Origin of the sequence: Pseudomonas sp. LS.1a, from assembly GCF_022533585.1 — a bacterium.
GTDB lineage: Bacteria > Pseudomonadota > Gammaproteobacteria > Pseudomonadales > Pseudomonadaceae > Aquipseudomonas.
Map to the genome: position 1 here is coordinate 1 of NZ_CP092827.1, position 12,434 is coordinate 12,434.

Annotated in this window: 10 protein-coding genes; 7 read left to right on the forward strand and 3 right to left on the reverse strand. The window is 61.7% G+C overall.

Annotated features, from left to right (window positions below):
• Genes dnaA through gyrB form a run of 4 tightly spaced genes read left to right on the forward strand, consistent with a single transcriptional unit; the run spans nucleotide 1 to nucleotide 6,226 of the window.
• Nucleotides 1-1,539: a chromosomal replication initiator protein DnaA gene (gene dnaA, locus MKK04_RS00005; RefSeq protein WP_207831412.1), complete on the forward strand. Its 1,539-nt coding sequence runs from the start codon at nucleotides 1-3 to the stop codon at nucleotides 1,537-1,539.
• A gap of 40 nt (nucleotides 1,540-1,579) precedes the next feature.
• Nucleotides 1,580-2,683, forward strand: a complete 1,104-nt coding sequence (gene dnaN, locus MKK04_RS00010; protein WP_003260019.1) for a DNA polymerase III subunit beta — start codon at nucleotides 1,580-1,582, stop codon at nucleotides 2,681-2,683.
• A 14-nt stretch (nucleotides 2,684-2,697) separates the two neighbouring features.
• Nucleotides 2,698-3,801 (forward strand): DNA replication/repair protein RecF, encoded by a 1,104-nt coding sequence (recF, locus tag MKK04_RS00015; protein WP_112251663.1) that lies wholly within the window; start codon nucleotides 2,698-2,700, stop codon nucleotides 3,799-3,801.
• Between the two features lie 4 nt (nucleotides 3,802-3,805).
• Nucleotides 3,806-6,226 (forward strand): DNA topoisomerase (ATP-hydrolyzing) subunit B, encoded by a 2,421-nt coding sequence (gyrB, locus tag MKK04_RS00020; RefSeq protein ID WP_063912295.1) that lies wholly within the window; start codon nucleotides 3,806-3,808, stop codon nucleotides 6,224-6,226.
• A 62-nt stretch (nucleotides 6,227-6,288) separates the two neighbouring features.
• Here the strand turns inward: gyrB and MKK04_RS00025 are convergent, their stop codons facing one another.
• Together MKK04_RS00025 and MKK04_RS00030 are read right to left on the reverse strand one after the other, a co-directional pair.
• The gene (locus tag MKK04_RS00025; protein ID WP_207831414.1) at nucleotides 6,289-6,696 is read right to left on the reverse strand and encodes an RcnB family protein; all 408 of its coding nucleotides are present in this window, start codon (nucleotides 6,694-6,696) and stop codon (nucleotides 6,289-6,291) included.
• Nucleotides 6,697-6,925: 229 nt separating this feature from the next.
• Complete coding sequence (locus MKK04_RS00030; protein ID WP_233687621.1) at nucleotides 6,926-8,218, reverse strand: sigma-54 interaction domain-containing protein; 1,293 nt, start codon at nucleotides 8,216-8,218, stop codon at nucleotides 6,926-6,928.
• Nucleotides 8,219-8,440: 222 nt separating this feature from the next.
• On the opposite strand from MKK04_RS00030, the gene MKK04_RS00035 reads away from it, so the two are divergent.
• The 3 genes from MKK04_RS00035 to MKK04_RS00045 are packed head-to-tail and all read left to right on the forward strand — an operon-like array spanning nucleotide 8,441 to nucleotide 11,448.
• Nucleotides 8,441-9,325, forward strand: coding sequence for an MBL fold metallo-hydrolase (locus tag MKK04_RS00035; RefSeq protein WP_063912298.1), 885 nt, complete (start codon nucleotides 8,441-8,443; stop codon nucleotides 9,323-9,325).
• A 39-nt stretch (nucleotides 9,326-9,364) separates the two neighbouring features.
• Complete coding sequence (locus MKK04_RS00040) at nucleotides 9,365-10,633, forward strand: NAD(P)/FAD-dependent oxidoreductase (RefSeq protein WP_233694004.1); 1,269 nt, start codon at nucleotides 9,365-9,367, stop codon at nucleotides 10,631-10,633.
• A complete protein-coding gene (locus tag MKK04_RS00045; RefSeq protein WP_207831422.1) occupies nucleotides 10,630-11,448 on the forward strand; it encodes a sulfite exporter TauE/SafE family protein in 819 nt (272 codons plus the stop codon). Before MKK04_RS00040 ends, MKK04_RS00045 begins: the two co-directional genes overlap by 4 nt.
• Here the strand turns inward: MKK04_RS00045 and MKK04_RS00050 are convergent.
• On the reverse strand, nucleotides 11,437-12,324 hold the full coding sequence (locus tag MKK04_RS00050; RefSeq protein WP_063912301.1) for a LysR family transcriptional regulator: 888 nt from the start codon (nucleotides 12,322-12,324) through the stop codon (nucleotides 11,437-11,439). The genes MKK04_RS00045 and MKK04_RS00050 overlap by 12 nt on opposite strands.
• Between the last annotated feature and the right edge of the window lie 110 nt (nucleotides 12,325-12,434).

The following is a 12,434-nucleotide window of genomic DNA, read 5'->3' on the forward strand; positions in this document are numbered from 1 at the left end:
GTGTCAGTGGAACTTTGGCAGCAGTGCGTGGAGCTTCTGCGCGATGAACTGCCTGCCCAGCAATTCAACACCTGGATCCGTCCGCTACAGGTCGAAGCCGAAGGCGACGAGTTGCGCGTCTATGCGCCTAACCGTTTCGTTCTCGATTGGGTCAATGAAAAGTACCTGGGTCGCTTGCTCGAGCTGTTGGGCGAAAACGGCAGCGGTATTGCGCCTGCCCTTTCCTTGTTGATCGGCAGCCGCCGCAGCTCGGCACCACGTGCGGCGCCCAACGCACCTGTGAGTGCCGCCGTGGCCGCTTCGCTGGCGCACACCCAGGCGCAGAGCCAGACACAGAAGGCAGTGCCGGCAGTGGTCGAACCGGTAGCCGTGGCAGCGGCCGAGCCTGTGCTGGTCGATGAACTGGCCGAGCCATCTTCGCGTGACAGCTTCGATGCCATGGCCGAGCCGGCTCCGGCGACGGCCGGCAGTGCCCGGACAGAACAGCGCACCGTGCAAGTTGAAGGCGCGCTCAAGCACACCAGCTACCTGAACCGCACCTTCACCTTCGACACCTTCGTCGAAGGTAAGTCGAACCAGCTGGCGCGCGCGGCTGCCTGGCAGGTGGCCGACAACCCCAAGCATGGCTACAACCCGCTCTTCCTTTATGGTGGTGTGGGCCTGGGTAAAACCCACCTCATGCATGCTGTGGGTAACCACCTGCTGAAGAAGAACCCGAACGCCAAGGTCGTGTACCTGCATTCGGAGCGCTTCGTCGCGGACATGGTCAAGGCGCTGCAGCTCAACGCCATCAACGAATTCAAGCGCTTCTACCGTTCTGTGGATGCGTTGCTGATCGACGATATCCAGTTCTTCGCCCGTAAAGAGCGCTCGCAGGAAGAGTTTTTCCACACCTTCAACGCCTTGCTCGAGGGCGGCCAGCAGGTAATCCTTACCTCTGACCGCTACCCCAAGGAGATCGAAGGCCTGGAAGAGCGCCTGAAGTCGCGCTTTGGTTGGGGCCTGACGGTGGCCGTCGAGCCACCAGAGCTGGAAACTCGCGTGGCGATCCTGATGAAGAAGGCCGACCAGGCCAAGGTCGAACTTCCGCATGACGCAGCCTTCTTCATTGCCCAGCGTATCCGTTCCAACGTCCGCGAACTGGAAGGTGCATTGAAGCGGGTGATCGCTCACTCGCACTTCATGGGCCGCGACATCACCATCGAGCTGATCCGTGAGTCGCTCAAGGACCTGCTGGCGCTGCAAGACAAGCTGGTCAGTGTGGATAACATTCAGCGTACCGTCGCCGAGTACTACAAGATCAAGATCTCCGATCTGTTGTCCAAGCGTCGTTCGCGTTCCGTGGCGCGTCCACGTCAGGTGGCCATGGCCCTGTCCAAGGAGCTGACCAACCACAGTCTGCCGGAAATCGGCGACATGTTCGGTGGTCGCGACCATACGACCGTGCTGCATGCCTGCCGCAAGATCAACGAACTTAAGGAATCCGACGCGGACATCCGCGAGGACTACAAGAACCTGCTGCGGACGCTGACGACCTGATGGCCGTCTGCGCAGCTAATTGAAGGCAAGGGACTAGACCATGCATTTCACCATTCAACGCGAAGCCCTGTTGAAACCCCTGCAACTGGTCGCCGGTGTCGTCGAGCGCCGTCAGACCTTGCCGGTCCTGTCCAACGTATTGCTGGTCGTGCAAGGCCAGCAACTGTCGTTGACTGGTACCGACCTGGAAGTCGAGCTGGTAGGCCGTGTGCAACTGGAAGAGCCGGCCGAGCCTGGCGAAATCACTGTCCCGGCGCGCAAGCTGATGGACATTTGCAAAAGCCTGCCGAACGATGCCCTGATCGATATCAAGGTTGACGAGCAGAAACTGTTGGTCAAGGCCGGTCGCAGCCGCTTTACCCTGTCGACCCTGCCAGCCAATGACTTCCCGACCGTGGAAGAAGGCCCGGGCTCGCTGACCTGCAACCTGGAACAGAGCAAGCTGCGCCGCCTGATCGAGCGCACCAGTTTCGCCATGGCCCAGCAGGATGTGCGCTACTACCTCAACGGTATGCTGCTGGAGGTTTCCCGCAACACCCTGCGTGCTGTGTCCACCGACGGCCACCGCCTGGCGCTGTGCTCCATGAGCGCGCCCATCGAGCAGGATGATCGCCATCAGGTCATCGTGCCACGCAAAGGTATCCTCGAACTGGCGCGCCTGCTGACCGACCCGGAAGGCATGGTGAGCATCGTCCTGGGCCAGCACCACATCCGCGCCACCACCGGTGAGTTCACCTTCACCTCCAAGCTGGTGGACGGCAAGTTCCCGGACTACGAGCGTGTACTGCCCAAGGGTGGTGACAAGCTGGTGGTCGGCGACCGCCAGGCGCTGCGTGAAGCCTTCAGCCGTACTGCGATTCTTTCCAACGAAAAGTACCGCGGTATCCGCCTGCAACTGGCTGCTGGCCAACTGAAGATCCAGGCCAACAACCCCGAGCAGGAAGAAGCTGAAGAAGAAATCAGCGTGGACTACGAAGGTAGCTCGCTGGAAATCGGCTTCAACGTCAGCTACCTGCTGGACGTGCTGGGCGTGATGACTACCGAGCAAGTTCGTCTGATCCTGTCCGACTCCAACAGCAGTGCCCTGCTGCAGGAAGCCGGCAATGACGATTCTTCCTACGTTGTCATGCCGATGCGCCTGTAACCGTAGCAGGCGAAATGTCCCTTCGACGTATCATTGTCACCGCGGTGCGCAACTTGCACCCGGTGACACTCTCACCCTCCCCCCGCATCAACATCCTTTACGGCGCCAACGGCAGCGGCAAGACCAGCGTGCTTGAAGCCGTGCACTTGCTCGGGCTGGCGCGCTCATTCCGCAGCACCCGCCTGAACCCGGTTATCCAGTACGAACAGCCTGCCTGTACCGTGTTCGGCGAAGTGCAATTAGCCGAGGGTGGCAGCAGCAACCTGGGTGTATCCCGGGAGCGGCAAGGGGAGTTCACTATTCGCATCGATGGGCAGAACGCGCGCAGCGCGGCGCAGCTGGCTGAGTTGCTACCGCTCCAGCTCATCAACCCAGACAGTTTCCGCCTGTTGGAAGGTGCTCCGAAAATACGCCGCCAGTTCCTGGATTGGGGAGTGTTCCACGTGGAACCTCGTTTCCTGCCTGCCTGGCAACGGCTGCAGAAGGCACTGCGGCAGCGGAACTCATGGTTGCGGCATGGTACACTTGACCCAGCTTCGCAAGCCGCCTGGGACCGGGAATTGTGCCTGGCCAGCGCGGAAATAGATGAATACCGTCGCAACTACATCAAGGCCTTGAAGCCCGTCTTCGAGCGAACCCTGAGCGAACTGGTCGAGCTGGACGGGTTGACCCTGAGCTACTACCGAGGCTGGGACAAGGACCGGGAACTGCAAGAAGTACTCGCCTCCTCTCTCCTTCGCGATCAGCAGATGGGCCATACCCAGGCCGGTCCGCAGCGTGCTGATCTGCGTCTTCGTCTGGCTGCCAACAACGCAGCCGACATCCTGTCGCGTGGTCAGCAAAAGCTGGTGGTGTGTGCATTGCGCATTGCCCAAGGCCACCTCGTTAGTCAGGCTCGCCGCGGTCACTGTATTTATCTCGTGGATGACTTGCCGTCCGAGCTGGACGACCAGCATCGCCGCGCGCTGTGTCGCTTGCTTGAAGAATTACGCTGCCAGGTGTTCATCACCTGTGTAGATCACGAATTACTGAGGGAAGGCTGGCAGACGGAAACGCCAGTTGCTTTGTTCCACGTGGAACAAGGCCGTATCACCCAGACCCACGACCATCGGGAGTGAATGCATGAGCGAAAATCAAACGTACGACTCCTCCAGCATCAAGGTGCTGAAAGGTTTGGATGCCGTGCGCAAGCGCCCCGGCATGTACATTGGCGACACCGATGATGGCAGCGGCCTGCACCACATGGTCTTCGAGGTGGTCGACAACTCGATCGACGAAGCCCTCGCCGGTCACTGCGATGACATCACCGTCATCATCCACCCGGACGAATCCATCAGTGTGCGCGACAACGGTCGCGGCATTCCGGTCGACGTGCATAAAGAAGAAGGCGTTTCCGCAGCCGAGGTCATCATGACCGTGCTGCACGCTGGCGGTAAGTTCGACGACAACTCCTACAAGGTATCCGGTGGTCTGCACGGCGTAGGTGTTTCTGTTGTGAACGCCCTGTCCGAGAAACTGGTACTGACCGTTCGCCGTAGCGGCAAGATCTGGGAACAGACCTATGTTCACGGTGTTCCACAGGCGCCGATGGCGGTTGTCGGTGACAGCGAAAGCACTGGTACCCACATCCACTTCAAGCCATCGGCTGAAACCTTCAAGAACATCCACTTCAGCTGGGACATCCTGGCCAAGCGTATACGCGAGCTGTCGTTCCTCAACTCGGGCGTTGGCATCCTGCTGAAGGATGAGCGCAGTGGTAAAGAAGAATTCTTCAAGTACGAAGGCGGCCTGCGTGCATTCGTCGAATACCTGAACACCAACAAGACCCCGGTCAACTCCCAGGTATTCCACTTCAACGTCCAGCGTGACGATGGCGTGGGTGTTGAAGTCGCCCTGCAGTGGAACGACAGCTTCAACGAAAACCTGCTGTGCTTTACCAACAACATTCCGCAGCGCGACGGCGGTACTCACCTGGTGGGCTTCCGTTCCTCGCTGACCCGTAGCCTGAACAGCTACATCGAACAGGAAGGCCTGGCCAAGAAAAACAAGGTCGCGACTACTGGCGACGACGCCCGTGAAGGCCTGACCGCGATCATCTCGGTGAAGGTACCGGACCCTAAGTTCAGCTCGCAGACCAAAGACAAGCTGGTCTCCTCGGAGGTGAAAACCGCCGTGGAACAGGAGATGAACAAGTACTTCGCCGACTTCCTGCTGGAAAACCCGAACGAGGCCAAGGCCGTCGTTGGCAAGATGATCGACGCGGCACGTGCCCGTGAAGCGGCACGTAAAGCTCGTGAGATGACTCGCCGCAAAGGTGCGCTGGATATCGCCGGCTTGCCAGGCAAACTGGCGGACTGCCAGGAAAAGGACCCTGCCCTTTCCGAACTGTACCTGGTGGAGGGTGACTCCGCGGGTGGCTCGGCGAAGCAAGGCCGCAACCGTCGTACTCAGGCGATCCTGCCGTTGAAGGGTAAAATCCTCAACGTCGAGAAAGCGCGCTTCGACAAGATGATCTCGTCCCAGGAAGTGGGCACGCTGATCACTGCGCTGGGCTGTGGTATCGGCCGCGAAGAGTACAACATCGACAAGCTGCGTTATCACAACATCATCATCATGACCGATGCTGACGTTGACGGTTCGCACATCCGTACACTGCTGCTGACCTTCTTCTTCCGTCAGCTGCCGGAGCTGGTCGAGCGTGGCTACATCTACATTGCCCAGCCACCGCTGTACAAGGTGAAGAAAGGCAAGCAGGAGCAGTACATCAAGGACGACGAGGCCATGGAAGAGTACATGACCCAGTCGGCCCTGGAAGATGCCAGCCTGCACCTGGACGAGTCGGCGCCAGCGGTTTCCGGTGTGCAGCTGGAAGCACTGGTGAATGAATTCCGTAGCGTCATGAAGACCCTCAAGCGCCTGTCGCGCTTGTACCCGGAAGAGCTGACCGAGCACTTCATCTACCTGCCGGAGGTGAGCCTGGAGCAGTTGGGTGACCACGCTGTGATGCAAGCCTGGTTGGCCCAGTTCCAGGAGCGTCTGAACAACAGCCAGAAGTCCGGCCTGGTTTACAAAGCCAGCCTGCGCGAAGACAAAGAGCGCAACGTATGGTTGCCAGAAGTGGAAATTACCTCCCACGGCCTGGCCAGCTATGTCACCTTCAACCGGGACTTCTTCGGCAGCAATGACTACCGTACCGTAGTCAACATTGGTGCCAAGCTTTCCAGCTTGTTGGGCGAAGGTGCTTACGTGCAGCGCGGTGAGCGCCGCAAGGCAATCGTCGAGTTCAAGGAAGGCCTGGATTGGCTGATGAACGAGACCACTAAGCGACACACGATTCAGCGATACAAAGGGCTGGGTGAGATGAACCCGGACCAGCTGTGGGAAACCACCATGGACCCGACCGTTCGCCGTATGCTCAAGGTCACCATCGAGGATGCGATCGCTGCCGACCAGATCTTCAACACCCTGATGGGTGATGCAGTCGAGCCGCGTCGTGACTTCATTGAAAGCAACGCGTTGTCGGTGTCGAACCTGGACTTCTGATTCGCGTAGATCTACAGGCACTAAAAAGCCCGCGAAAGCGGGCTTTTTAGTGCCTGTAGAAATCAGTAACCGCTTAGGACGTTGACGATCACACCACTGGCAATAGCCACCAGCACATAGTCCCCGTTCACATACAACCAGCGGTGATCACGGGGTGGAGCATACAGGTGGCGTGCTTTCCAGTCGGTCACCCAGTAACGGTCGCCACGGTAATGCGGGTCAACCACATGACCGCGATGCCACTGTTGATGCGGAACCGGCATGCCCGGTTGTGGGCGGAAGTTCGGGTCGCGGTAGGCGGGACCGCGGCCATTGTCATGGCGGCCTTGGTGCTGTGGCTGACCATGGGGCGGGTTGCCTTGGTGTGCAGGGCCGCCATCATGCCGATCAGGTGGGCCCGGCTGCGCGAAGCTGGCCAAGGGGGCGCTGAGCATGAGCGCGGCGCAGATCACGGTTAGGGTCTTTTTCATTTGATGCGGTCCTCTGCATGTTAACGCCTGGCGGGAGCTGACAGGTTGCCAGGTTCGGTTAACTGATCAGACCACAATCCTTCCCGCTTAATGTCAGTGCAGAGGTAAAGGTCCGGTAAAGGTCCGTGAAGCGCCATCCCTATGGGAGCGGGTGTGGTGCTGTATTCAGGTCCTGTGACGTACCTGTGGGAGCCGGCTTGCCGGCGAGAGGGCCGGCGCAGCCCACGCGTCAATTCAGGCCAAGTTCCTTCAACCGGCGATACAGCGTGCGCTCACTCAGGCCAAGGTGACGGGCCAGTTCACTGCGCGAGCCCTTGAACTGTTCCAGTGCCTGCGCCAGTTCACCCAGGTGATTGCGCCGGCCACCTGCCTTGATCGCCCCCGCCGGTCCGATATCCTCCGGCAAATGCTCCGGCCGGATCAGCCCGTCATCGGCAAACAGGCGTGCCCTTTCCAGAATGTTGCGCAGCTCGCGAATGTTGCCCGGGAATGGATGCAGGCCAAGCTGCTGCAAGGCATCGTCGCTCAGCCTGGGCGTCGGCTTGCCTGCCATGCGTTGCAACAGGCTCTGCGCTAGCAGGGGTAAATCTTCCACACGTTCGCGCAATGCCGGCAGGCGGATCGGGAAGCCGCTGATGCGGTAATACAGGTCTTCGCGGAAGGTACCATCCGCCACCATCTGCCGGAGGGGTTTGTGCGTCGCTGAAACAAGACGAAAATCCGAATGCACCGTGCGCAGGCTACCCACCGGGCGGAAGCTGCCGGACTCGATCAGGCGCAGCAGCTTCACCTGCATCGCCAGCGGTACTTCGCCAATTTCATCGAGGAACAGGGTGCCGCCATGCGCCGCTTCGGCGAGGCCGATCTTGCGCTGGTTGGCGCCAGTGAACGCGCCCTTCTCGTAGCCGAACAGCTCGCTCTCGAACAACGACTCGGTCAGGCCGGTACAGTCGACCACCACCAACGGGCCGTTGGCCCTTGGGCTGCCCATGTGCACCGCGCGGGCGAACAGTTCCTTGCCGGTACCCGACTCACCCTGCAGCAACACCGGGATCTGCGCCGGCGCCGCACGCTGCAGGCTGGCCAGGGCCGCCTTGAACGCTGGCGCCCGGCCGACCAGCCCTTGCTCCTGGGGCTGCGCCGATGCGAGGGTGATGCTGGTCAGGCGTTCGACAAAGGCCACCACCCTGCCCTGTTCATCCAGGATCGGCCGCAGCTCGACATCCACATGCTCGGGGCCGCGTGGCGTGTGATGAATGTGCAGCACCCGCTCCGGTACCTTGCTGTGCCATGCCTTGCGCATCGGGCAATGCTCGCCGGCCTGGTCGCAAGGTACGGCATAGTGGTGCGAGACCTTGTGGCATTTTTCGCCCAGCGGCGCCTGCTCATGGCGACCGAACTGGCGGCGATAGGCAGCGTTGGCGGCCAGGATGTTGTAGTCGGTATCCAGCACGATGGTTGGCAGGGCATCGTGCTCAAGGTAGGAAACCAGGGCTAGGATGAGGGGATGGGCTTCAGGCATGACGGCACCGATTGGATGACCGGCGCAGGGTAACAAGGACTGCCAAACACTGCCATTGGCTGACAGTCGACTGCCAGCCGCGCTGCCACTGTCATCGGCAACTGTCAGCAACGGGCCGGTTTCATTGGCCCGCTCGCGAGAAAATGCCTGGCATGCATCTTGATAAACCTCCTGGCACTGCCTGCGCCTGTACAAGGCCGGGTGGATAAATTGGAGAACGTGATGATCATCGGCAACAACCTGCACGTGGACGCCTTTTACGACCAGGCGACCTCGACCATCAGCTACCTGGTCATGGACCTTGAAACCCGCCAGTGCGCATTGATTGACAGTGTGCTGGATTACGACCCCAAGTCCGGGCGCACCTGCACTGCCTCGGCCGACCGCCTGATCCAGCGAGTGGCCGAGCTTGAAGCCAGCGTGCAGTGGGTGCTGGAAACCCATGTGCATGCCGACCACCTTTCGGCAGCGGCTTATTTGAAGGAAAAGCTCGGCGGCCATACCGCCATCGGCGCCCACATCACCCAGGTACAGAAAGTGTTCGGCGCCTTGTTCAATGCCGAGCCTGGCTTCGCCCGCGATGGCAGCCAGTTCGATGTGCTGTTCGAAGACGAGGAAGGTTTCCGCATTGGCAACCTGCATGCCCGCGCGCTGCACACCCCAGGGCACACGCCTGCGTGCATGAGCTTCATGATCGAGGACGCCGGCGAGACCGCGGTGTTCGTCGGCGACACCTTGTTCATGCCCGATTACGGTACTGCTCGCTGTGACTTCCCGGGGGCCGATGCTCGCACCCTGTACCGCTCGATCCGTCGCTTGCTGGCCTTCCCCGACCAGACCCGGCTGTTCATGTGCCACGACTACCTGCCAGGTGGCCGCGACATGCAGTACGTCACCACCGTGGCCGAGCAGCGCGCCAGCAATATTCATATCCATCAGGGTGTCGATGAGGACAGCTTCGTCGCCATGCGTGAAGCCCGCGACAAGACTCTCGACATGCCCGTGCTGATCCTGCCTTCGGTGCAGGTGAACATGCGCAGCGGCCAGTTCCCCGCGCCGGAAGAGAACGGTGTGAGCTACCTGAAGATTCCGCTGAACAAGCTGTGACCGCCCTGCCCCATAACCAGATTTCCAGGATTTACCGCCATGTCTGCCTTGTTGTCCCCTGCCAATACCGACCACCACAAAGTGGTCATCGTCGGTGCCGGTGCCGCCGGCATCGCCACTGCTTCCAGCCTGATCAGCCGTGACCCGTCGCTGGATGTGACCTTGATCGACCCCGCCGAGGTGCACTACTACCAGCCTGGTTGGACCATGGTCGGTGCCGGCGTGTTCAAGGCACCCAGCACTGCTCGTACCATGGCCTCGATCATCCCGCGGGGTGTGCGCTGGATAAAGGCACGGGTGCAGGGGTTCGACCCGCTGGGCCAACTGGTCCTCCTCGAAGGCGGCCGCGCCACCAGTTATGAACAGCTGGTGGTCTGCCCTGGCCTCAAGCTGGATTGGGCGGCCATTGATGGCCTCAGCGAGACCTTGGGCCGCAACGGCGTCACCTCCAACTACCGCTACGACCTGGCGCCCTATACCTGGGAGCTGGTGCAGAAGCTCAAGCAAGGTCGCGCCCTGTTCTGCCAGCCACCCATGCCGATCAAGTGCGCGGGCGCGCCGCAGAAGGCGCTGTACCTGTCTTGCGACCACTGGCTGCGGCACGGTCACCTGGGGGCCGTAAAAGCCAGCTTCTTCAATGCCGGCGCGGTGTTGTTCGGTGTGGCGGACTACGTGCCCGCCTTGATGAAGTACATCGAGAAGTACGCTGTGGACCTCAATTTTTCCCACCGCCTGGTAGCCGTGGATGGCCCGAACAAGCGCGCCACCTTCGCGCGTACCTTGGCCGATGGCAGCAGCGAAACCCGTATCGAGGCGTTCGACATGCTGCACGTGGTACCGCCGCAGGTGGCACCGGACTTCATTCGTGAAAGCCCATTGGCCGACAGCGCCGGCTGGGTCGATGTCGATCCGCACACCCTGCGCCATCGCCACTTCACCAATGTCCATGCCTTGGGGGACGTGGCTAACACCAGCAATGCCAAGACCGCCGCCGCTGCCCGCAAGCAGGCGCCGGTCGTGGCCAACAATGTGCTGGTGGCCCTGGGCAGGCTACCCACCCTGGCCCGATACGATGGCTATGGCTCGTGCCCGCTCACCGTCGAGCGCGGCAAGATCGTCCTGGCCGAATTCACCTATGGCGGCAAGCTGGCACCGAGCTTCCCCAACTGGTTGCTGGATGGCCGTAAACCGACGCGTCTGGCCTGGTTGCTCAAGGCACAGGCGCTGCCACCCTTGTACTGGAAAGGCATGCTCAAGGGCCGCGAGTGGCTGGCACGCCCGCAGTTGGTCGCCGAGGGTGGGCAGTGATCGAACATCAATTATTAGGCGCGGGCCTGGGCGCGATCATCGGTGCCGTGCTGGCGTTGACCGGTGCCGGCGGTGGCATTCTCGCTGTCCCTTTGCTGGTGTTCGGCCTGGGCCTGTCGATGGTCGAGGCGGCACCGGTCGGCCTGCTGGCCGTAGGCATGGCAGCGGCGGTGGGGGCTGTGCTGGGCTTGCGTCAGGGGCTGGTGCGCTACCGGGCGGCGCTGTTCATCGCATTGATCGGTGTGGCAGCGGCGCCCTTCGGGCTGATGCTGGCGCACCGCCTGCCGAACACGCCACTGCAATTGGTGTTCGCCGGGGTGCTGGTGTACGCCTGCGTGCGTATCTGGCGCAAGGCGGCCAAGGAACTGCGCGGCGCAGGCAATGACGCCCATCGCTACATCGAACCCTGTGTGTTGAACCCGCTGCAGGGCCGTTTGCGCTGGACCCTGCCCTGCGCGCGCGCCCTGGCCTTCACCGGCGCATTGTCCGGGCTGCTGTCCGGCTTGCTGGGCGTGGGTGGTGGTTTTGTCATCATCCCGGCCCTGAACCGCTACACCAACCTGCGCATGACCAGCATCGTCTCCACCTCGCTGGCGGTGATCGCCCTGGTGTCCACCGGCAGTGTGGTCAGCGCCAGCCTGGCAGGGGTGATGCACTGGCAGGTTGGCGCCCCGTTCGCCGGCGGCGCGGTGCTCGGCCTGCTGCTGGCGCGGCCATTGGCGGCCAGGCTGGCCGGGCCGCGCTTGCAGCAGATGTTTGCCGTGGCCGGTTGGGCTGCGGCCTTGCTGCTGGCCGGCAAGGCGCTACTGGGCTAACAGCTCGCCCTGTTCTGCCGCACACAGCGCCAGCAGGTAGTCCCACACTACCCGCAGGCGCACCGACTTGTGCAGTTCGCGGCGGGTGCAGATCCAGTAGCTACGCTGGATGGTTTCGCCAGGCAGCACGCGCACCAGCGTCGGGTCGTGGCGGGCCATGTAGTTGGGCAGTACGGCAATGCCCAGCCCGGCGCGGGCGGCGGTTTGCTGGGCGATTACGCTGGTACTGCGAAACACCACGTTGGGGGCCCGGCAGAAGCTGTTGAGAAACAGCAGTTCCTGGCTGAACAGCAAGTCGTCGACGTAGCCGATCCAGCTGTGCCGGGCCAGGTCCTCGCGGTTGCGCAGCGGTGGCGCGCGGTCCAGGTAGGCCTGGCTGGCGTACAGGGCCAGGCGATAGTCGGTGAGCTTGCGGGTGATCAGCAGGTCGGCGTTGGGCCGTTCCAGGTGGATGCTGATCTCTGCCTCGCGGTTGAGGATGCTGACGAAGCGCGGCACCGCCACCAGCTCCACTTCCAGGCCGGGGTAGCGGTCGAACAGCGCATTCATGCGCGGGGTGAAGAACATGATGCCGATGCCTTCGGTCACCCCCAGGCGAATCTTGCCCAGCGGCGTGATGGCCTGGGTGATTTCTTCCTGCGCCAGCAGGGCGACGTTTTCCATGGCCTCGGCGTGCTTGAGCAGAGCCTGGCCCGAGGGGGTCAGTTCATAGCCCTGGGCATGCTGCACGAACAGCGCAGTACCCAGGCTTTGCTCGATGCTCTCGATGTGCCGGGCCACGGTGCTGTGGGTGGTGTTGAGGCGCTTGGCGGCGGTAAGCAAGCGGCCGCTGCGCTGCAACTCGAGGAAAAACCGCAGATCGTTCCAGTCGAACATGCTGATCCTTTTTGGCAGTTCGTTCCGGCCTCTTCGCGGGCACGCCCGCTCCCACAAGGTAACGCGATCCCTGTGGGAGCGGGCGTGCCCGCGAAGAGGCCGGTACAGGC

Bases quoted from the DNA above. Each gene is read 5' to 3' on its own strand.
- MKK04_RS00035 (WP_063912298.1), top strand. From the start codon at position 8,441: ATGATCATCGGCAACAACCTGCACGTGGACGCCTTTTACGACCAGGCG.
- MKK04_RS00030 (WP_233687621.1), bottom strand. From the start codon at position 8,218: ATGCCTGAAGCCCATCCCCTCATCCTAGCCCTGGTTTCCTACCTTGAG.
- dnaN (WP_003260019.1), top strand. From the start codon at position 1,580: ATGCATTTCACCATTCAACGCGAAGCCCTGTTGAAACCCCTGCAACTG.
- gyrB (WP_063912295.1), top strand. From the start codon at position 3,806: ATGAGCGAAAATCAAACGTACGACTCCTCCAGCATCAAGGTGCTGAAA.
- MKK04_RS00025 (WP_207831414.1), bottom strand. From the start codon at position 6,696: ATGAAAAAGACCCTAACCGTGATCTGCGCCGCGCTCATGCTCAGCGCC.
- MKK04_RS00050 (WP_063912301.1), bottom strand. From the start codon at position 12,324: ATGTTCGACTGGAACGATCTGCGGTTTTTCCTCGAGTTGCAGCGCAGC.
- MKK04_RS00040 (WP_233694004.1), top strand. From the start codon at position 9,365: ATGTCTGCCTTGTTGTCCCCTGCCAATACCGACCACCACAAAGTGGTC.
- recF (WP_112251663.1), top strand. From the start codon at position 2,698: ATGTCCCTTCGACGTATCATTGTCACCGCGGTGCGCAACTTGCACCCG.